Below are 17,483 nucleotides of genomic sequence, written 5' to 3' on the forward strand. Positions count from 1 at the left end.
GTGGGTGCCCCTCTTCTTTTGTCATCTCAATGGTGCCGGATCGCGCGCAACCGAATCCGGTGAGGCGCCATACGTCTGCACCCGTCGACACCGCAGCGTCAGTCGGTTCCATCCAGCTCATCCGAGCGCAACAGCAACTTGTCGAGCAACCGCTCGTACACACGCATTTCTTCGTCCGTCAGCGCTTCGAACAAGTGTTCATAGTGCTCGCGCGCCGCGCCGATCACCACGCGCCACATCGCCTCGCCTTCCGGCGTCAGCGTGACCTTCACCGCCCGGCCATCGAACTCGTCCGGCGCGCGCCTCACCAGCCCGCGCGACACCAGTCCGTCGGCACCACGGCTCGCCTGACTCTTGTCCAGATTCGCACGCCGCGCCAGCTCGGAGTTCGACAGCGCCCCCGCCGAACCTACCGCCGCCAACACGCGCGATTCGGCCAGACTCAACTGCGCCGCATCCGCGTACGACTGCGCAATGCGCTTGTCGTGCTGCTTCATCAGGCGGTGCATCTTGTACGTCAGGAACTGATCGAGGGTCTTGTGAGCAGGCCGCATTTCAGTGTTTTCCCCTAGTCGAAATGAGACGATATTTGGTTGCGGGCGCAACCTTAGCACACTAGAATGGTTGCGTTAGCAACTAAATACGCAAAGGCCAGATTGGCCTTTCCTGCGCGCTTTTGCTGGCCGCCTCTGCGCTGACACGAGACGGACAATGGCGAGCGCGCCGAGCCGTTTTCGGGTGTCGCATCATGCATCGACCAGAGACCTCCCCGCGCGCGTCGCTTTATCACGCGTACCGCGTCCATCCGCACTTTTTCCCGCAAGGTGAGCCGCCCGAAGTGCCTGTTGTCATCGTCGGCGGCGGCCCGATCGGCATGGTCTCGGCGCTGGCGCTCGCGCGTCACGGCGTGCGCTGCGTGGTGCTGCAAGCCGAACAACAAGTCTCCGAAGGCAGCCGCGCGATCGTCTTCACGCGCCGCTCGCAGGAGATTCTGCAAGCGGTCGGCGTGGCCGATGCCGTGGTCGCCAAGGGCCTGCCGTGGACGAGTGGCAATTCGTTCTATCGCGGCCAGCGCGTGTTCCGCATGGAATCGCCCGTCAGCGAGGATGATCGATTCGCCCCGCTCATCAACCTGCAACAGAACGTGCTCGAAAGCTATCTCGTGGACGCCATCGAGCGCGAGCCGCTCGTCGAGATTCGTTGGGGGAACAAGCTGGTCGGCGTGACACAGAGCGAGCAGAACGCGCAGGAAAGCGGCCACGTCACGTTGCAAATCGACACGCCCGACGGCGAATACACGCAACACGCGCAGTGGCTCGTAGCAGCGGACGGCGCGCGCTCGACGGTGCGCACCGCCATGGGGCTGCGCTTCGAGGGGGCGAGCTACGAAGGGCGTTTCGTGATCGCCGACATCCGTATCGATCTCGATCTGCCGACCGAACGCCTCGCTTATTTCGCGCCGGACTGGAACCCGGGCAACACGGTGCTGATGCATCGCGAGCCCGACGGCATCTGGCGGGTGGACTATCAGTTGCCCGCCTCGGAAACCTCGGAACACGCGCTGCAACCGGAGACGATCCGCGAGCGCATCAACGCGCAGCTCGACATGATGGGACTCGGCGGCAAGCCGTGGGAACTCGACTGGTGTTCGGTGTATTCGGCGCGCGCACTCACGCTGCCCGATTACGTGCACGGACGCATTCTGTTCGCGGGCGATGCCGCTCACCTGCTGCCGATCTTCGGTGTGCGCGGCGCGAACACCGGCTTTCAGGACGCCATCGATCTGGCATGGAAACTGGCTGCGGTGGCCAAAGGCGTCGCGCCGTCGGCATTGCTCACGTCGTACACGCACGACCGCGTGGGTGCCGCACGCGAGATCATCGCCGAAGCGGGCAAGAGCACGCGCTTCATGACACCGCCCTCGCATGGCTTCCGCCTGCTGCGCGATGCCGTTCTCGACCTGTCGCTCGACCATGCATTCGTGCGGCCGCTGTTCCACTGGCGCACGTCGCGTGCACACGACTATCGCGACTCACCGTTGAACAGTCCAAACGATGACAACGCTTGCATGAGCGCCGGCCCGACCGTCGGCGCGCCCGCACCGAACGTGAAGCTCGGTGCAAACGACTATCTCTACGATCATTTCGGCGCCGCCTTCCACCTCGTGATCTTTGGCGACGCGCCGCTCTCCGACGCCCTGTGCGACACCCTCGCAACGTGGCGCGAGCGCAGTGTGCCGGTGACGGTGATCGCGTTCGCCGACAAGCAAACCACGGTGGCCGGTGCCGACATCACGTTGCCCGATCCGACCGGCCATGCGTTCGAAAGGTACGGTGCAGAGCACGGCACGGCCTATCTCGTGAGGCCCGATCACCACATCTGCGCACGCTGGCAGACGCTCGACGCCGCGCGTCTTACCGATGCGCTCGCGCACGCGACGGCCCGCGTCTGAACCGAGTGAAGCGCGGCACGCACTGCTGCATTTCACTCACCACGTAATTTTGGGGAAGCCCCTGTCATGACCGCACAACCCACCACCATCGCCGGGCTTGAGGAAATTTACGACACCCTCGCTCTGGCCATCGATGCCGTCCCCGAAGACCGGCGCGAACTGCTGCTCGCCAAACTCGCCCTGTTGCTGGCCAACGAAGTCGGCAACCCGCAACGCGTGATCGAACTCATCGGCGAAGCCGCACGCACCTGATCGATTCTTTCGGCGCCTGCCCTCGACGGCAGGCCCGCTTTCCTTACACCGCCACACGACAAGTCAAGGCGGGGCGCGTTGGAGAAGACACTTATCATGAGCCGCACGACCCCTGCCGCCAGCCTCGCCGGCGGCATTGCTACACCTGTACCCATTGCACCGCACGCCGACGCGCCCAGCGCCGCCATGGAGCAAGCTGTCGTACGAAAAGTCTCGCGACGTCTGCTCGGCTTTCTGTTTGTGCTGTTCCTGTTCTCGTTTCTCGATCGCATCAACGTCGGCTTTGCCGCGCTCACGATGAGTCAGGACCTCGGGCTTACGAGCACCATGTTCGGCATGGCGTCGACGGTCTTCTATCTGACCTATGTGCTGTGCGGCGTGCCGAGCAACCTGATGCTCGTGAAGTTCGGCGCACGGCGCTGGATCGGCGCCATCCTGATCGCGTGGGGACTCGCCTCAAGCGCCACGATGTTCGCGCACGATGCCACCAGCCTCTACCTGATTCGCGCCATCGTCGGCATTACCGAAGCGGGCTTTCTGCCGGGCATGCTCCTGTACATGGGCGACTGGTTTCCCTCGGCGGCACGGGCACGCGCAAACGCGTGGTTCATGATTGCGATGCCGGTCACATCGGCGCTCGGTGCGGCGGCATCCGGCTATTTGTTGCGACTCGACGGTGTGGCAGGCCTCGCCGGCTGGCAATGGCTCTTCGTGCTCGAAGGGTTGCCGACGGTGTTGCTGGGCTTCGCCACGTGGTGGTATCTCGACGACAAACCGGCGGATGCGCGCTGGCTCTCCTCTGCCGAAAAGCGCACGCTCGACGGCATGATTGCGCGCGATCGTGAAGCGGCGATTGCCGTCGCACAGCAGGCTGGCAATCGCCACGCCGCGACGCAGACGGGCAGTGTCTGGCGCGCCATCCTGACGCCCACGGTGGCGAAGTTCGCACTCGGCTACTTCTGTCTGGTCAACACGCTCTCGCTCGCGTCGCTGTGGATTCCACAGATCGTGAAGAGCTTCGGCACGACGAGCAGCAACGTCACCATCGGCCTGCTCGCCGCCATTCCCTCGCTTTGCACCATCGCCGGCATGATCTGGTGGGGACGCCGCTCCGATCGCCTGCAAGAGCGCCGCTGGCATCTCGTGCTGCCGATGCTGTTCTCGGCGGCGGGCTGGGTCGTCACGTGCTTCGCACCCGAGGCGTCGATGCGTCTCGCCGGGGTCGCCATGGCATCGACCGGGGCGTACACCGCGATGGCGATCTTCTGGACCGTGCCCGATCGCAGCCTCACGCCGCAAACGCGTGCGCTCGGGCTCGCCGTCATCAACGCCGTGGGGAATCTGGGTTCGGCACTGAGCCCGATCGTTGTGGGCGTGCTCAAGGACTGGACGCACTCGTTCACATCGGGGCTGTTGTTTGCCGCCGCGAGCCTGCTGGTGGGGATTGCCGTGTTGTGGTTTGCACCGCTGGGACAGCCCCGGCGGCAAACCGCGCCATAATGCGTTACCTCTTCGCCCACAGGGAACCCATTCATGTCACCGACTTCCGCAGTGGCCGTTCAAGGATCGACCCTCGTCGTTCTCATCGACGCCGATAACGCCGCGCCCGCCATCGTCGAAGGTCTGCTCACTGAAGTGGCCAAGTACGGCGTGGCGAGTGTGAAGCGCATCTATGGCGACTGGACCAAACCGAATCTCGACGGCTGGAAGAAGTGCCTGCTCGAATATTCGATTCAGCCGATCCAGCAGTTCCGCTATACGGTCGGCAAGAACGCGACCGACAGCGCGATGATCATCGACGCGATGGACCTGCTCTACACCGGGCGCTTCGACGGCTTTTGCCTCGTGTCGAGCGACAGCGACTTCACACGGCTGGCCTCGCGCATTCGCGAACAAGGGCTGATCGTGTACGGCTTTGGCGAGCGCAAGACGCCGCAGCCGTTCGTCACCGCCTGCGACAAGTTCATCTACACCGAACTGCTGCGGCAAGATCACGAGCGTGATGACGACGACGAGGAAGCGCCCACGCGGCGTAATAAGCGTCGCAGCGCCGCCGAACTCAAGCGCGATGCGCGTCTCGTACGACTACTGCGCAACGCCGTGACGGATGTCTCGGATGAGGACGGCTGGGCAAGTCTCGGCTCCATCGGCAGCCACGTCGCCAAGCAGGCACCGGACTTCGATTCGCGCAATTACGGGTTCGGCAAGCTCAGCGATCTCGTCTCGACCATCGGCTTGTTCGATGTGGAGCAGCGCGCAGGCACGGGCGGCAAGCAAGGCATCTGGGTGCGGCTCAAGCCAATCAAGCCACGCCGTGGCACGGCAAAACGCGGCGAGGCGTGACCCATCGATGGCGAGTCAGTGGCACGAAACGACACGCGGCAGGCTCGCCACGAAAGCGCTTCATAAATATTTTTCAGAAATTTTCGCCAAAGACTTGCCACCTTCAGAAATTGACCCTATACTCGCGGTCTTTCTAGGCTCGTAGCTCAGCTGGTTAGAGCACCACCTTGACATGGTGGGGGTCGTTGGTTCGAGTCCAATCGAGCCTACCAACGAACAAAAGCACAAGGCGTCCCGCGTTTTTCGCGTGACGCCTTTTGTTTTTTCCGCTGTGCCTTTTCACTTTGTCGCCGTCCCCGATGTCCCACCGCTTCGCTGTCCTCTGCGCGTGACGTGACAAGGAAAGAGCGCGTCCACTCGCGTTACAAAACGACACATCCCCGACAGACTCGTTGCACCTGCCGCGCCACACGCTCGCTACACTGGCCTCAACGATTCGACGACAGGCAACACAGCGCTTCGTGCGAATCGATCCGACTCACCCCGCAAGCGCTCGCCTCATCTCGCAACGACACACCGTCACCGATTCGCGAGCGCCACTGGAGGACACCATGAAACGCTTTCTCATCATCGCTGCCCTTGGCGTAGCCGCCGCTGCCGCATCAGGTGCCGCATCGGCTCACGTGGACGTCGGCGTGTATCTGGGCGTGCCGGCACCGGTCTATGCAGCGCCGCAGCCGGTCTACGTGGCACCGCAACCGGTGTACGTGCAGCCGCGCCCTGTGTATGTCGAACCGCGCCCGGTCGTCTACTACGGCCGCGATCGCTGGGACGACTGGCGCGAACGCCGCTGGGACGATCGCCATGACCGCCACGACCGCGGCTGGCATCGCGGCTGGCGCCGTGACTGATCGCGCAGTTCGCGATTAGCCCCTTCAACGCGATGAGCGCGACAAGCACCTGACGCATAGCGCAAAACGCATAACGCCCAAGCATCTGGTACCGCGATCGAATCGTACGATTCACACGATTCGGCCGACATGAACGAAGCGGCCCGCCGGTTGGCGTCGGCGGGCTTTTTAGCGGAAAGCGGCACTGTCGCTTTCCGCCTTCTTTTGTCTGCCGTCCGAGTTTTGTTTCGCTGCCCGGCTTTGCGACGACCTCACACCATCGGCACGTCGCGCAATTCCTTCTTCATCCATTCGACGAATGCGCGCGTGCGTGACGGCAGCAACCGTGCATGCGGATAGACGATGCTGACCGGACGTGCCGGTCCTTCGTAGTCCGTGAGTACGCGCTTGAGGCGGCCATCGGCCAGTGGCCCGACAACCTGATAGGACAAGAAGCTGCCGTAGCCGAGTCCACCGATGCACGCCTCGATCGCCGCCAGTCCGTGATTGACCTCCAGATTGCCGTCGACCGGCACCGCAAACTCGCGGCCACCTTCGCCCCTCTCGCCCCTCTCGCCCTTCTCCCCCTTCTCCCCCTTCTCCCAGAATCGCCACTGCGCGTAACCGACACCGTAGGCACGGATGCAGTTCTTGCCGATCAGGTCGCGCGGATGCGTCACCTCGCCTTGCTCGGCCAGACACGCGGGGCTGGCGACCACGACACGCCGGATGGCACCGATGTTTTGTGCGATCAGTGTGGAGTCGTCGAGCGGTGAGATGCGAATGCCCACGTCGATCCCCTCTTCCCACAAATTCACCACGCGGTCGTTGAGCAACAACCGGCATTTGATAGCGGGATACGCCCGCAGGAAGCGATGCAAGGCGGGCGCGACATGCAACTGACCGAAGAGCACCGGTGCGGTGACCACGAGCGTGCCGGTCGGTGCCTCGTGACGCTCAGTCAGACGTGCCTCGGCGTCGTGCAACTCACCGAGGATCCGACGGCAGGTGTCCAGATAGGCGTGGCCTTCTTCGGTCAGCGCCTGACGCCGTGTGGTGCGATTGAGCAATCGCACGTCGAGCGACGTTTCGAGCGCCGCCAGCGTGCGCACCACTGCGGGTAACGAGGCATCGAGCGCGCGCGCCGCCGCGCTCAGGCTGCCCTGATCCACGATGGCGACGAAGGTCTGCATGGCACGAAGTTTATCCATGGGAAGCCACATTACTCCACTTATTGGAGTAGTCAAATCAGTTCTTCACCATTTATCCGGAATTCAATAGGAATAACAATGCAGACGTGGAATGCGTGAATGGCGCTCGGTAGCAAAAGCGCGACGCCAGCACCACCAGGACCCGCGACTTCACCGGAGCTTTCTCATGACTGCGTCAACCCCATCGACCCGCCCTGCCCCTAGCCGCCCGATCCGGCTGTATCGCTTTGCCCTCTCGGGGCACTGTCACCGCGTCGAGCTGATGCTGCACCTGCTGAACCTGCCGTTCGAGGCGGTGGATGTGGACCTCCCCGCCAAAGAACATTTGCAACCGCCGTTTCTCGCCATCAATCCGTTCGGCCAAGTGCCGGCGATCGACGACAACGGCGTGATTCTCAGCGATTCGAACGCCATTCTTGTGTATCTCGCGTCGCGTTATGACCCGGCCGGCACATGGCTGCCGCGCGACCCGGCGGCGGCCGCCAACGTACAGCGCTGGCTGTCGGTTGCCGCCGGCGATCTGGCCTTCGGTGCGGCTGCCGCCCGAATTGTGGTGGCGTTCAAGCGTCCGGGCGACACCGTGGACATGATCCAGCGCGCCAACCAGTTGCTCACGCGTATGGAATCGCATCTGACGGCACCGGGCGCGAGCGCATTCCTCACCAGCGCCACGCCCACGATTGCCGATCTGGCCTGCTACGCGTATCTGGCGCACGCCCCGGAAGGAAACGTGACGCTCGAACCCTATCCGGCCGTACGCGCATGGCTTGCCCGCATCGCCGCATTGCCGGGCTTCGTCCCGATGGCATCGCTGCCGTGCGGCCTGAACGCGGCCGCGTGAGCCGAGTGTGAGGCGATCATGAACGACATCCGCCATCCCCCCGTCGATTGGGAAAATCTGCTGCCGGCGCCGCTGCCGATACTGGGCCCGGACTCGCCGTTCCATGCAGGCGAAGCGGTCGTGCAGACGCTTGCAGGCTCGCGTGAGGCGATGGCGGAAGTCGGTCCCAAAGTGATCCGCACGGCGATGCCCGAGCAGCATCGACAGTTCTTTCCGCAATTGCCGTTTTTGGCGGTCGGCGGGCTGGATCACGCCGGGCAACCGTGGGCCACGCTGCTCAGCGGTACGCCGGGGTTCGTCCACTCGCCGGACCCGACGGTGCTGCGCGTGGATACGCTGCCACCGCCGACCGATCCGCTCTACGGCACGATGACGCTCGGCGCCCCCGTGGGGGTGCTCGGAATCGAGCCGTCGACGCGGCGTCGCAATCGCATCAATGGGCCAGTCATCGAGAGTGATGCACAGGGCTTCGCCGTGCGTGTGGCGCAAAGCTTCGGCAATTGTCCGCAATACATCCGCAAGCGCGAGATCACGCCGGATGCGCATGTTGCGCCACCCGAAGCCGAGGCGCCACAGACCGAGCTCGACGACGACGCGCAGTGGCAAATCGCCAGCGCAGAAACCTTCTTCGTTGCGTCGTACTACGCCGGTGAAAGCGCAACCTCTCGCAGCGCGGGCGCCGACGTATCACATCGCGGCGGCAAGCCGGGGTTTGTGCGCGTCGACGATGCGCAGACGCTGACGTGGCCCGATTTCCGTGGCAACGCTTTTTTCAACACGCTGGGCAACTTGCTCGTGAACCCGCGCGTCGGCCTGCTCTTCGTCGACTTCGCCACGGGCGATTTTCTGCACGTGGCTGGCGATGCCGAAATTCTTTGGCATGACGAAACACAGAGCGGATTTGTCGGCGCCTTGCGACTGGTGCGCGTGCATGTGCGCGAGGTGCGTCGCGTGCGCGGCGCGCTACCCGTGGCATGGCGCGATGGCGAGACCTCGCCGAGTGTCGAACGCACGGGTGATTGGCAAACGGCATGAGTGCAGGCCGCACGCCGACCGGCTTGCCGCCAGCGAACGTGCCGTGTAAAGTACGTGAACGCCCGTCGAGTGACGTGCCAATTTTTCATCACCTTATTTTCTCCATGACGGGTCACGCGTCCATCCGCCTTGCCGTATCGCCGCCGTTGCGCGGTGCCGGCTCGCGCCTGCGAGGACGCTTTGCAGCAGTCGCCCCTCCCCCGCCTGCCGGCGTGGCACCGCCCGACGCTGTCGTCGTCGCGGCTGTCGCCAGTGTCATGGCCGTGGTGACCGACGTCACCGTGGTCTGACGCCACCGGACGTCGCTCGGATGTTTGACATCCGCAGCGCTACGTCCTGATTCGATTCCGAATTCTGTTCCGCCTGTTGCGTCGTCTCGCCATGACGACAGCGTTGCCTCGTGCGCACTTCAACGTGCGCCTCGGCACGCATGTCATGGCCATACGCCACAGGCCGGACTACCTGCGCAGGGGAAAGCACAATGCAAGTCGATGGTCTCTGGTTGCGCCGGCATGGCACAACGATGTTGTTCGTCCTGTTGTGGAGCGGCGGCGCACTTGCTGCCAAATGGGGGCTGACGCACGCGTCGGCATTCGCGTTTCTGGTGATACGTCTCGGCGTGGCGCTGGCAGCGCTCACGTTGCTCGCGATCACACGGCGCCGGTGGTGGCCGGCACGCGGCACGCGCTGGCGTGTTGCAGGTACCGGGGTGCTGCTCATCGGCGGCTATCAGGCGGCGTATCTGCTGGCCCTCGCGAACGGCATCACGCCCGGCGCGCTCGCCACGGTTCTCGGCGTGCAGCCGATTCTCACGCTCGTGGCGCTGGAGCGATCGCACAGCGCCCAACGCCTCGTGGGGCTGGCGTTGGCGCTAGGCGGTCTGGCGCTCGTCGTCGCGCAGAGTCTGATGTCGGCGCGCCTGTCCGCTGCCGGGTCGATATGGGCGCTCACCGCACTCGCCTGTATGACGCTCGGCACGATTGCGCAGAAAGGCTCCCGGCAGACGCCACTCGACGTGCTGCCGCTTCAGTACGCCGTCGGGTTGGCACTCGCCGTACTGGTCGCGCCGACACAGCCGTGGCACGTCGATAACTCGGCCGGCTTCTGGTTGCCGCTGCTTTATATGAGCGTGGTGATCTCGGTCGGCGCGACGTTGTTGCTCTACCGGATGATCGCGGCAGGCAACCTCGTCACCGTGACCAGCCTGTTCTATCTCGTCCCCGTGGTCACCGCGCTTCTCGACTGGGGCATCTTCGGGCATCAACCGACCCTGCTCGCCGTCGGCGGCACCGCAGCGATTCTGCTCGGGCTGCGGCTGGCGCTGCGGTAGCGGCTTTGGCCCGGGTTGCGGTGGCGCTGTCGCCAGTGGCCGAACCGAAACGGGTGGCCAACGCCAGTCAAAGGACGGGCCATACGACTCGGTTAAGATTGTCGGCTCCAAGGTGACAATGACTCAGCTTCGCTGGGCGTTGTCACCTAACCCTTCTTAAGACTGGAATTTGACGGATGGATCTGCTCGACGACATGCGCATCTTCGTGAGCGCGGTGGAAGCGATGAGCTTTACCGGGGCGGCAGCCAGACTCGGACTGTCGAAGCAGTTCGTAAGCCGGCGCATCTCGGCACTGGAACAGAGCCTCGGCGTCCGGTTGCTGCTGCGCACGACGCGGCGGCTGGCCGTGACCGACCTCGGCCAGATCTATTACGCCCGGGCGCGGCGGATTCTCGACGATGTGGAAGCCGCCAATCTTGCCGTCAGCAGTCAGGGGGAGCGCCCGCGCGGCAATTTGCGCGTCTCGGCACCGATGTCGTTCGGCACGATGTTTCTCGGCTCGGTCATCCCGTCGTTTCTGGCGACCTACCCCGACGTCACCATCGAGTTGGAGTTGAACGACCGCACGGTCGATATCATCGGCGAAGGCTACGACGTGGCGGTGCGCATCGGCGCACTGGCCGATTCGTCGCTGATTGCGCGCGCGGTGGCGCCAATGCGCATGGTCACGTGCGCCAGCCCCCGCTATCTGGCCACCCACGGCACGCCGCTCACCCCCGAAGACTTGCGCGAGCATGCCCTGCTGCCCTATGGCCATAGCCAGCGCGTGAGCTGGACGTATGCCCGCGACGGGAGTCCGGTAGAGATTTCCGTGTCAGGCCGACTGCGGGTCAATAACGGCGAATTGGCGCGCGATGCCGCCGTGGCGGACCTCGGTCTGACGTGGCTGCCGGTGTTCATCGTCGCGCCGGCCTTGCTGGGCGGGCGTCTGGTCACCGTGCTCGATGACTTCGCCCCGCCGCCGACCGCCATTCACGTCGTCTACCCGCAGCATCGTCAGGCATCGCTCGTGATTCGCGCGTTTTCCGAGTTTTTGGCCTCGGCATGCAGCGTGGCGGGGGTGCAGTGGTAACGCGAAGCGCGTCCCGATGCATGGGAATCGGCCATCAGACTTGACCATCCATAGCCCTGACAGGGATACTTGACAGGTTAAAAACCCAGCTTTTCCACGCCGATGACCACGATTCTGCAACACATTCCCACGGGACAATCGGTCGGCATCGCCTTCTCGGGCGGTCTCGACACCAGCGCAGCGCTGCTTTGGATGCGCAAGAAAGGCGCGATTCCCTACGCTTACACGGCCAATCTCGGTCAGCCGGACGAACCCGATTACGACGAAATCCCGCGCCGCGCGATGGCTTACGGTGCCGAACAGGCCCGTCTGGTCGACTGCCGCGCCCAACTCGTGTCCGAAGGTATCGCCGCCCTGCAATCGGGCGCGTTCCATATCTCGACGGCCGGCGTGACGTACTTCAACACCACGCCGATCGGCCGCGCCGTCACGGGCACGATGCTCGTGGCCGCCATGAAGGAAGATGGCGTCAATATCTGGGGTGATGGCAGCACGTTCAAGGGCAATGACATCGAGCGCTTCTATCGCTACGGTCTCTTGACCAACCCGGGCCTGCAAATCTACAAGCCGTGGCTCGATCAGCAGTTCATCGACGAACTCGGCGGCCGCAAGGAAATGTCGGAGTTCCTGATCGCCAACGGCTTCGACTACAAGATGTCGGTCGAGAAGGCATATTCGACCGACTCGAACATGCTCGGCGCCACGCACGAAGCCAAGGATCTGGAACACCTGAATTCGGGCATCAAGATCGTGCAGCCGATCATGGGCGTGCCGTTCTGGCGCGATGACTGCGCGATCAAGGCAGAAGAAGTCACCGTGCGCTTCGAAGAAGGCCAGCCGGTGGCCCTGAACGGCAAGACGTTTGCCAACGCCGTCGAACTGTTCGAAGAAGCCAACCGCATCGGCGGCCGTCACGGTCTGGGCATGAGCGATCAGATCGAGAACCGCATCATCGAAGCGAAGAGCCGTGGCATCTACGAAGCCCCGGGCCTCGCGCTGCTGTTCATCGCTTACGAGCGTCTGGTGACCGGCATCCACAACGAAGACACCATCGAGCAGTACCGCGAAAACGGCCGCCGTCTGGGCCGTCTGCTGTACCAGGGCCGTTGGTTCGATCCGCAGGCCATCATGCTGCGCGAATCGGCACAACGCTGGGTGGCGCGCGCCGTGACCGGCGAAGTGACCATCGAGCTGCGTCGCGGCAACGATTACTCGCTGCTCAACACCGTGTCGTCGAACCTGACGTACAAGCCGGAGCGCCTGACGATGGAAAAGGGCGAGTCGAGCTTCACGCCGCTCGACCGTATCGGCCAGCTGACCATGCGCACGCTCGACATCGTCGACACGCGCGAGAAGCTGATGACGTACGCCAAGGCCGGTCTGCTCACCTCGACGAGCGAAGACGCCCTGCCGCAACTCGAAGGCAAAAAGGACTAAGACGGGCCGTCCGGCAGCCCTGCCCCTCAAAGTTGTAAGGGGCGCTCAGGGTGCCGGCGCTGTCTTGCTGCAACAAAGGCGGCGCGTTCCTCACGGAGCGCGCCGCCTTTGTTTTTGGCCTGTCACGGTACACGCGCTAACATAGCACCACAAAACAAGCTTTTTCCCACATCCCCCGTGAACGGGATGCCCGTGACGCCCGGCACCGATGGCGTTGCGACGCATGCGATGGAGACCCTGCGTTGGTACGTCTGATCCTGTTGTTGCTCGGCGTCGATTATTTGCGCCGGCGAGCCCGTGCGCTGATCTGGATCGGCGCACTGTTCTTTGCCTTCGGGCTCGCACTCATCGTCGATGCGCTCGACGGCGTGGTGCATTTCCCGATCAAGGTGTTTGCCTGGCTGCTGCTTGCCGAAGGGCTGGCGACGCTGGCCATCGTCGGGATCGGCGTCGGCGGACAGCGCATCGTGCGCAGCCTGAAGGGCGGCACCTTTACGCTCACGGCGCTGCTGGTGCTCTTCTTCCATCAGCAGCACGGCAACTTCTGGTTGTCGATGCTGTTCGGTACGCTGTTCCTCGCGGACGGCCTGCTCCAGTGCGTTGCCGCCTACGTCGTTCGTTACCCGCGATGGGCATGGGCAATGGCCGGCGGCATTTTCGAAATTGCCGTCGCAGTGTTTTTCTATCAGCCGTACCCCACGCACTACAAGGGCACGCTGCCATATGCCATCGGCCTGGGTCTCGTGTTCACCGGCTGGAACGTGCTGGTGCTGGCGATGCGCGCACGCCGCATGCGCAGCAGCTTCCGCGTCGAGCAGATTCTCGGCAGCCCCGAAGACAAGCGCAAGTTGTGGCGCGACCGGCCGCGCGCGCCGCGTTGGGAAGGTCCGCCCTCCGAAGGCGAGCCGGCACTGACGGTGCACGTCTGGACGCCTTCCGGGTCATCCAAGGCTCCTGCACGGCGACAACCGCTGATCGATCGCTATATCGCCGCTGTCGACAAGAACGGTGTGATTTCGACCGGTCATGCCGCGCTCGAAAGCCACGAGGGCGTGTATCTGAGCCTGTATCCCGCACAGGAAATCGACCGTTCGCCGGATCAATTCGGCCAGTTGTTGCGCGCGACTCGGGAGAACGACGTACCCGGCGTGTTCCAGCCCGATTACGTGACCGAGTCGAAAGCGTGGTGTGCGTCGACGGTCAAGGTGCGTATCCGGAACTACAGCCCCCAGCAGTTGAGCGCCTTCTGGGAGATGTACCGGCAGAACCCCACGTACAACCTCACCCATCGCAACTGTTCGAGCAGCGTGGCAAAGGCCCTCGAAGCCGCCATCGAAGGTCGCGTCGGACGACTGACCAACGGTGACGATGCGGGTTGGTGGACGTTCGTTCGTCTGTGGCTGACGCCCGAATTGTGGGTCGCCGCACAATTGCGCAAGCGTGCCAAGACGATGGCATGGACGCCGGGGCTCGTACTCGATTACGCGCGTGCGGTGAGCATGCTGGTTGATCCGCGTCCGTTCGGCTGGATTACGATGTCATCGCTCGCCTTACGCCGCATGCGCCGGTCGCGTCGCGCATGGCGTGAAGCCGCCGAGCAGGCCGCAGCACAAACCCAGAGCAATCAGGCCTCGCACGGCTGACGTCGCCGTGCGGGGGTTGCCATTCGCAGCAGTCAACTCACGAGGACAGCTCAACATGTTCAACCGCCTGTGGCGTTACGCGAGCGCCGCCCTGTTCGCCAGCCTGGTCATCGGACGTGCCGCGCATGCGGTCACGCCCGAGGCCGCCCCCACCGTCATCCCGCACGGCGCCATCGTCGAGCGATTACCGCTCGAAGCCGACCACGGACTGCCCGAAGCGGGGGAACAGTTCCGCATTCGCTATAGCTCCATCGACGGGGTCGGCGGCATCGAAGCCCGCGAGGACACCGGTGCCGTGTTTCTGCCGAAGGGCCCGACGCCTGCCGGCGGCTGGCCCGTCGTCCTCTGGGCACACGGCACGGTCGGCGTGGCGAGTCCCTGTGCGCCGTCGCTCAACGTGCGCACGCAGCGCGACACCCAGTATCTCGGCACGTGGCTGTCGCTCGGCTTTGCGGTGGTGGCGCCCGATTACGCCGGTCTCGGCTCGCAAGGGTTGCATCACTATCTGAATGCGCGCGCCGAAGCGTACAGCGTGCTCGACAGCCTGCTGGCCGCGCGCAGCGTGTTCCCGTTGCAGAACCGGGTGGTGATCGTCGGACAGTCGCAAGGGGCTCATGCCGCGTTTGCCGCCGCCGGGTATCAGCCGCTGTACGCGCCCGACGTGAAAGTGGTCGCCACTGTGCTGACCGGCACGCCCTACTTCAACGCACAAACCTCGGCGGCCGCCATCTTCGCCGGCCAGCCGGACCCCGGGGCACCCGACCCGAAGATTCCCTACGCGATGTATATCTTCCTCTCGGCTGCCGATCGAGACCCGTCGCTGCAAGCCTCGCGCTACTTCTCGCCGCAGGCGCTACCGGTGCTGGATATGGCGCGCTCGCTGTGCATCGGTGAATTGACCGACCGCTCCACGGCCGCCGGGCTGAACGGGGGCAACAGCATGCAACCGGCGATTCAGAAGCTCATGCACAACCAGACGCCTTCATTGCGTTACCCGACGCTGCGTATCAAGCATCCGGTGTTCATCGGCATGGGTTCGGACGACATCGACGTGCCGGTCATGATGCAGCAGGCTTTCGCTCGCGACGTCGCAGCGGCCGGCACGACCACAGTGGTGCGTGTCTACGAAGGGCTCGATCACGACGCGGCAGTCAATCCGTCGCTGAGAGACTCGGTGCCGTTCATCCTCAAGCAGATGGCCCCTGAGAAGCGTGCACGCGCACAATAAATAGAGGGGAGATTCGGAATTTCGGAAAGACAGGAACGGGGCGAGTTGGCAACAAGAGAAATAAGTATTTGATTTATTTGAAATTATTTCTCGTTGCACGGACGCAACATGCGGACACTTACGCAAAACTACATATGGTGCGTCGCAACACGTTGTCCTATACTGAACTCGTCTCCTCCATGTCTCCTCCTGATATGGATTAAGCCCGCCACTCGCGGGCTTTCTTTTTTTCTGCGCCCGAAACCGCGCAAGTATCAGGCCTCAACCGTCCAGTCACCGGACGGTGCGCTTAGTCGATGACTGCGGCACACGCATCGGTCGGCGCCGCCAGCACGCCCCCAACGCCCGGTACGATCTTCAGGCCCGCCGAGGCCACACGGCACGGGGCGGCCACGAGCCCGCATCCCGCCACCGACGTCACAAACGGCAGTACAGCGAACAAGGCCCACCAGCGACGCAGATTGCGCGGTGCGGGGGTCGACTTCGCACGGGCGTCGTCCGCAGACGGAACTGCGCAAGGCAGGGACGGATTCAGCGAATTGCGCGGATGATTAGGCACTGACTGACCCGTTTGGGCAGGCGAGCGGTACATCGAAGCTACGGTATTCATGGGCGTGAAGCATCCAGAAAAATGGCTCGGGGGGCCGGATAGCGCGAAGAAGCGTAGAGCGCGTGAGAATCGCCGGTTACCCGGCAGGCGACGTGTGTCCGACATACGTGAAGCGTGCTACCGGAGCGTCATCGATCGTCACCGGCTCGTTCCAGATGCGCAACAAGCGAGTGCTCATCGGCAGGCCTTCGCGCGGATAAAGACGGGTGTAGACCACCACCGGCTCATCGGTCTCGTCTGCGCGGGCAATACCGAGCGCGAGATAGTAGTTGCCTTTGTAGTGGCGGTAGACGCCCGGGCGGAATGCCTCGATCTCAGGCGTGGATTCGGCGGAAGGTGCCGGTGAAGTGGGAAACATCGTGTTCAACTCCTGCAAACTACAAACGGCTATCACTTGGGAATAACGATGCCGACCGATTTCGCCAGCGGTGCCGGCGAGATCCCGGACACGCCCCGAAACGGCTCGTCCAGATTGATGATCAGTGCGACCACCATTCCGATCGCGCCCATGTGCAACGCAATGATGAAATTGCTCTTCCACGAGCCCGGATAGCGGCCGTTCATGGCCATGGCCGCGACCAGAAACAACGTAATCACCCACCAGAACACCGAGGGCACCGTCTTCGTGGCGTTCTCGAAGCGGCCCTGCCGCGCTTCTTCCAGACGGTCGAGCAGAATGCGGATCGAACTGGCGCTCTCGTCGTGCTCCTTCAGCACCCGGCGAGTCGCGCCGACGAACGCGCTCAACGCGTCTTCCGTACGTGGCGAAAGATCCGGGTCGGCAGTACTCAACGTCTTCCACTCGTCGTTGACGGCGGACGTCACATAGTTGCGCAGCAACACCCGCGCAGCTTGCGCATCGGTGTCGCCAACGGCCTTCAATTCGCGGTCCAGACGGCGCACCACCGACGCTTCGTGCAGCGCCTGATCGTCGGCATGGCCGAGATTGGCGCGCACGTCGGTCAGCACATGTGCCAGCACAAATACGATGAAGGCGAGCAGGCTGCCGTGCACCACATCGGCCACGGTGCCACGCACTTCGGAAGGGTCGGCCAACCGGTCGAACAACCAGACGCGCGCAAGCCACGCCACGGCGACTGCCGTGAGGGCTGTCACGATCGCCAACGACACGAGCAGCAAGCCCGTCGGCATCAGCGTCATTTGGTCAACCAACCATTGCATCCGTCCCTCTCCCCTG

At 63.7% G+C, this 17,483-nt stretch carries 18 protein-coding genes and 1 tRNA gene; 14 read left to right on the top strand and 5 right to left on the bottom strand.

What is annotated here, in order from left to right; all coding sequences use genetic code 11:
* Positions 1-98: 98 nt before the first annotated feature.
* Positions 99-554 (bottom strand): MarR family winged helix-turn-helix transcriptional regulator, encoded by a 456-nt coding sequence (locus tag CDV46_RS02390; RefSeq protein ID WP_087690128.1) that lies wholly within the window; start codon positions 552-554, stop codon positions 99-101.
* 194 nt (positions 555-748) lie between these two features.
* On the opposite strand from CDV46_RS02390, the gene CDV46_RS02395 reads away from it, so the two are divergent.
* The 6 genes from CDV46_RS02395 to CDV46_RS02420 all read left to right on the top strand — a co-directional run bounded on the left by CDV46_RS02395 (position 749) and on the right by CDV46_RS02420 (position 5,898).
* Positions 749-2,452 carry an FAD-dependent monooxygenase gene (locus CDV46_RS02395; RefSeq protein ID WP_087721698.1) on the top strand — a complete coding sequence of 568 codons (1,704 nt, stop codon included), beginning with the start codon at positions 749-751 and terminating at the stop codon, positions 2,450-2,452.
* A 66-nt stretch (positions 2,453-2,518) separates the two neighbouring features.
* The gene (locus tag CDV46_RS02400; protein ID WP_087690131.1) at positions 2,519-2,704 is read left to right on the top strand and encodes a DUF2783 domain-containing protein; all 186 of its coding nucleotides are present in this window, start codon (positions 2,519-2,521) and stop codon (positions 2,702-2,704) included.
* A 96-nt stretch (positions 2,705-2,800) separates the two neighbouring features.
* Positions 2,801-4,204: an MFS transporter gene (locus tag CDV46_RS02405; protein WP_087721699.1), complete on the top strand. Its 1,404-nt coding sequence runs from the start codon at positions 2,801-2,803 to the stop codon at positions 4,202-4,204.
* Positions 4,205-4,237: 33 nt separating this feature from the next.
* Positions 4,238-5,047 (top strand): NYN domain-containing protein, encoded by an 810-nt coding sequence (locus CDV46_RS02410; protein WP_087721700.1) that lies wholly within the window; start codon positions 4,238-4,240, stop codon positions 5,045-5,047.
* A 135-nt stretch (positions 5,048-5,182) separates the two neighbouring features.
* Positions 5,183-5,259, top strand: a tRNA-Val gene (locus CDV46_RS02415).
* A 339-nt stretch (positions 5,260-5,598) separates the two neighbouring features.
* Positions 5,599-5,898 (top strand): PXPV repeat protein, encoded by a 300-nt coding sequence (locus CDV46_RS02420; RefSeq protein ID WP_087690137.1) that lies wholly within the window; start codon positions 5,599-5,601, stop codon positions 5,896-5,898.
* 251 nt (positions 5,899-6,149) lie between these two features.
* Here CDV46_RS02420 and CDV46_RS02425 read toward each other — a convergent pair whose 3' ends face one another.
* Positions 6,150-7,088, bottom strand: a complete 939-nt coding sequence (locus CDV46_RS02425) for a LysR family transcriptional regulator (protein ID WP_087721701.1) — start codon at positions 7,086-7,088, stop codon at positions 6,150-6,152.
* Positions 7,089-7,254: 166 nt separating this feature from the next.
* Here CDV46_RS02425 and CDV46_RS02430 point away from each other — a divergent pair, with 166 nt between their 5' ends.
* The 8 genes from CDV46_RS02430 to CDV46_RS02465 all read left to right on the top strand — a co-directional run bounded on the left by CDV46_RS02430 (position 7,255) and on the right by CDV46_RS02465 (position 15,675).
* Positions 7,255-7,929, top strand: a complete 675-nt coding sequence (locus CDV46_RS02430) for a glutathione S-transferase family protein (protein WP_087690140.1) — start codon at positions 7,255-7,257, stop codon at positions 7,927-7,929.
* Between the two features lie 150 nt (positions 7,930-8,079).
* The gene (locus tag CDV46_RS02435; RefSeq protein ID WP_371328798.1) at positions 8,080-8,964 is read left to right on the top strand and encodes a pyridoxamine 5'-phosphate oxidase family protein; all 885 of its coding nucleotides are present in this window, start codon (positions 8,080-8,082) and stop codon (positions 8,962-8,964) included.
* A 74-nt stretch (positions 8,965-9,038) separates the two neighbouring features.
* Positions 9,039-9,254 carry a hypothetical protein gene (locus tag CDV46_RS02440; RefSeq protein ID WP_140413275.1) on the top strand — a complete coding sequence of 72 codons (216 nt, stop codon included), beginning with the start codon at positions 9,039-9,041 and terminating at the stop codon, positions 9,252-9,254.
* Positions 9,255-9,445: 191 nt separating this feature from the next.
* Positions 9,446-10,294 carry a DMT family transporter gene (locus tag CDV46_RS02445; protein WP_087721703.1) on the top strand — a complete coding sequence of 283 codons (849 nt, stop codon included), beginning with the start codon at positions 9,446-9,448 and terminating at the stop codon, positions 10,292-10,294.
* A 176-nt stretch (positions 10,295-10,470) separates the two neighbouring features.
* Positions 10,471-11,367 (top strand): LysR family transcriptional regulator, encoded by an 897-nt coding sequence (locus CDV46_RS02450; RefSeq protein ID WP_087721704.1) that lies wholly within the window; start codon positions 10,471-10,473, stop codon positions 11,365-11,367.
* 102 nt (positions 11,368-11,469) lie between these two features.
* Entirely contained in the window at positions 11,470-12,804 is a 1,335-nt protein-coding gene (gene argG, locus CDV46_RS02455; protein WP_058376947.1) for an argininosuccinate synthase, read from the top strand.
* A gap of 242 nt (positions 12,805-13,046) precedes the next feature.
* Positions 13,047-14,447, top strand: coding sequence for an HdeD family acid-resistance protein (locus CDV46_RS02460; RefSeq protein ID WP_087690150.1), 1,401 nt, complete (start codon positions 13,047-13,049; stop codon positions 14,445-14,447).
* A 55-nt stretch (positions 14,448-14,502) separates the two neighbouring features.
* Positions 14,503-15,675: an alpha/beta fold hydrolase gene (locus tag CDV46_RS02465; protein ID WP_087721705.1), complete on the top strand. Its 1,173-nt coding sequence runs from the start codon at positions 14,503-14,505 to the stop codon at positions 15,673-15,675.
* 289 nt (positions 15,676-15,964) lie between these two features.
* On the opposite strand, the gene CDV46_RS27700 is transcribed toward CDV46_RS02465, so the two are convergent.
* The 3 genes from CDV46_RS27700 to CDV46_RS02480 form a co-directional block, all read right to left on the bottom strand.
* Entirely contained in the window at positions 15,965-16,135 is a 171-nt protein-coding gene (locus tag CDV46_RS27700; RefSeq protein ID WP_322788735.1) for a DUF6726 family protein, read from the bottom strand.
* A 226-nt stretch (positions 16,136-16,361) separates the two neighbouring features.
* Positions 16,362-16,643: a DUF1653 domain-containing protein gene (locus tag CDV46_RS02475; RefSeq protein WP_087721707.1), complete on the bottom strand. Its 282-nt coding sequence runs from the start codon at positions 16,641-16,643 to the stop codon at positions 16,362-16,364.
* Between the two features lie 32 nt (positions 16,644-16,675).
* Positions 16,676-17,467 carry a bestrophin-like domain gene (locus CDV46_RS02480; RefSeq protein WP_170936052.1) on the bottom strand — a complete coding sequence of 264 codons (792 nt, stop codon included), beginning with the start codon at positions 17,465-17,467 and terminating at the stop codon, positions 16,676-16,678.
* Positions 17,468-17,483 lie beyond the last annotated feature (16 nt).

It is taken from the genome of Pandoraea sp. PE-S2T-3, from assembly GCF_002179965.1.
Lineage (GTDB): Bacteria > Pseudomonadota > Gammaproteobacteria > Burkholderiales > Burkholderiaceae > Pandoraea.

Excerpts from the sequence above, each read along its gene's own strand:
- argG (WP_058376947.1), top strand. The coding sequence starts at position 11,470 with ATGACCACGATTCTGCAACACATTCCCACGGGACAATCGGTCGGCATC.
- CDV46_RS02445 (WP_087721703.1), top strand. The coding sequence starts at position 9,446 with ATGCAAGTCGATGGTCTCTGGTTGCGCCGGCATGGCACAACGATGTTG.
- CDV46_RS02420 (WP_087690137.1), top strand. The coding sequence starts at position 5,599 with ATGAAACGCTTTCTCATCATCGCTGCCCTTGGCGTAGCCGCCGCTGCC.
- CDV46_RS02435 (WP_371328798.1), top strand. The coding sequence starts at position 8,080 with ATGGCGGAAGTCGGTCCCAAAGTGATCCGCACGGCGATGCCCGAGCAG.
- CDV46_RS02430 (WP_087690140.1), top strand. The coding sequence starts at position 7,255 with ATGACTGCGTCAACCCCATCGACCCGCCCTGCCCCTAGCCGCCCGATC.
- CDV46_RS02465 (WP_087721705.1), top strand. The coding sequence starts at position 14,503 with ATGTTCAACCGCCTGTGGCGTTACGCGAGCGCCGCCCTGTTCGCCAGC.
- CDV46_RS02450 (WP_087721704.1), top strand. The coding sequence starts at position 10,471 with ATGGATCTGCTCGACGACATGCGCATCTTCGTGAGCGCGGTGGAAGCG.
- CDV46_RS02400 (WP_087690131.1), top strand. The coding sequence starts at position 2,519 with ATGACCGCACAACCCACCACCATCGCCGGGCTTGAGGAAATTTACGAC.
- CDV46_RS02390 (WP_087690128.1), bottom strand. The coding sequence starts at position 554 with ATGCGGCCTGCTCACAAGACCCTCGATCAGTTCCTGACGTACAAGATG.
- CDV46_RS02425 (WP_087721701.1), bottom strand. The coding sequence starts at position 7,088 with ATGGATAAACTTCGTGCCATGCAGACCTTCGTCGCCATCGTGGATCAG.
- CDV46_RS02395 (WP_087721698.1), top strand. The coding sequence starts at position 749 with ATGCATCGACCAGAGACCTCCCCGCGCGCGTCGCTTTATCACGCGTAC.
- CDV46_RS02475 (WP_087721707.1), bottom strand. The coding sequence starts at position 16,643 with ATGTTTCCCACTTCACCGGCACCTTCCGCCGAATCCACGCCTGAGATC.
- CDV46_RS02405 (WP_087721699.1), top strand. The coding sequence starts at position 2,801 with ATGAGCCGCACGACCCCTGCCGCCAGCCTCGCCGGCGGCATTGCTACA.
- CDV46_RS02410 (WP_087721700.1), top strand. The coding sequence starts at position 4,238 with ATGTCACCGACTTCCGCAGTGGCCGTTCAAGGATCGACCCTCGTCGTT.
- CDV46_RS02480 (WP_170936052.1), bottom strand. The coding sequence starts at position 17,467 with ATGCAATGGTTGGTTGACCAAATGACGCTGATGCCGACGGGCTTGCTG.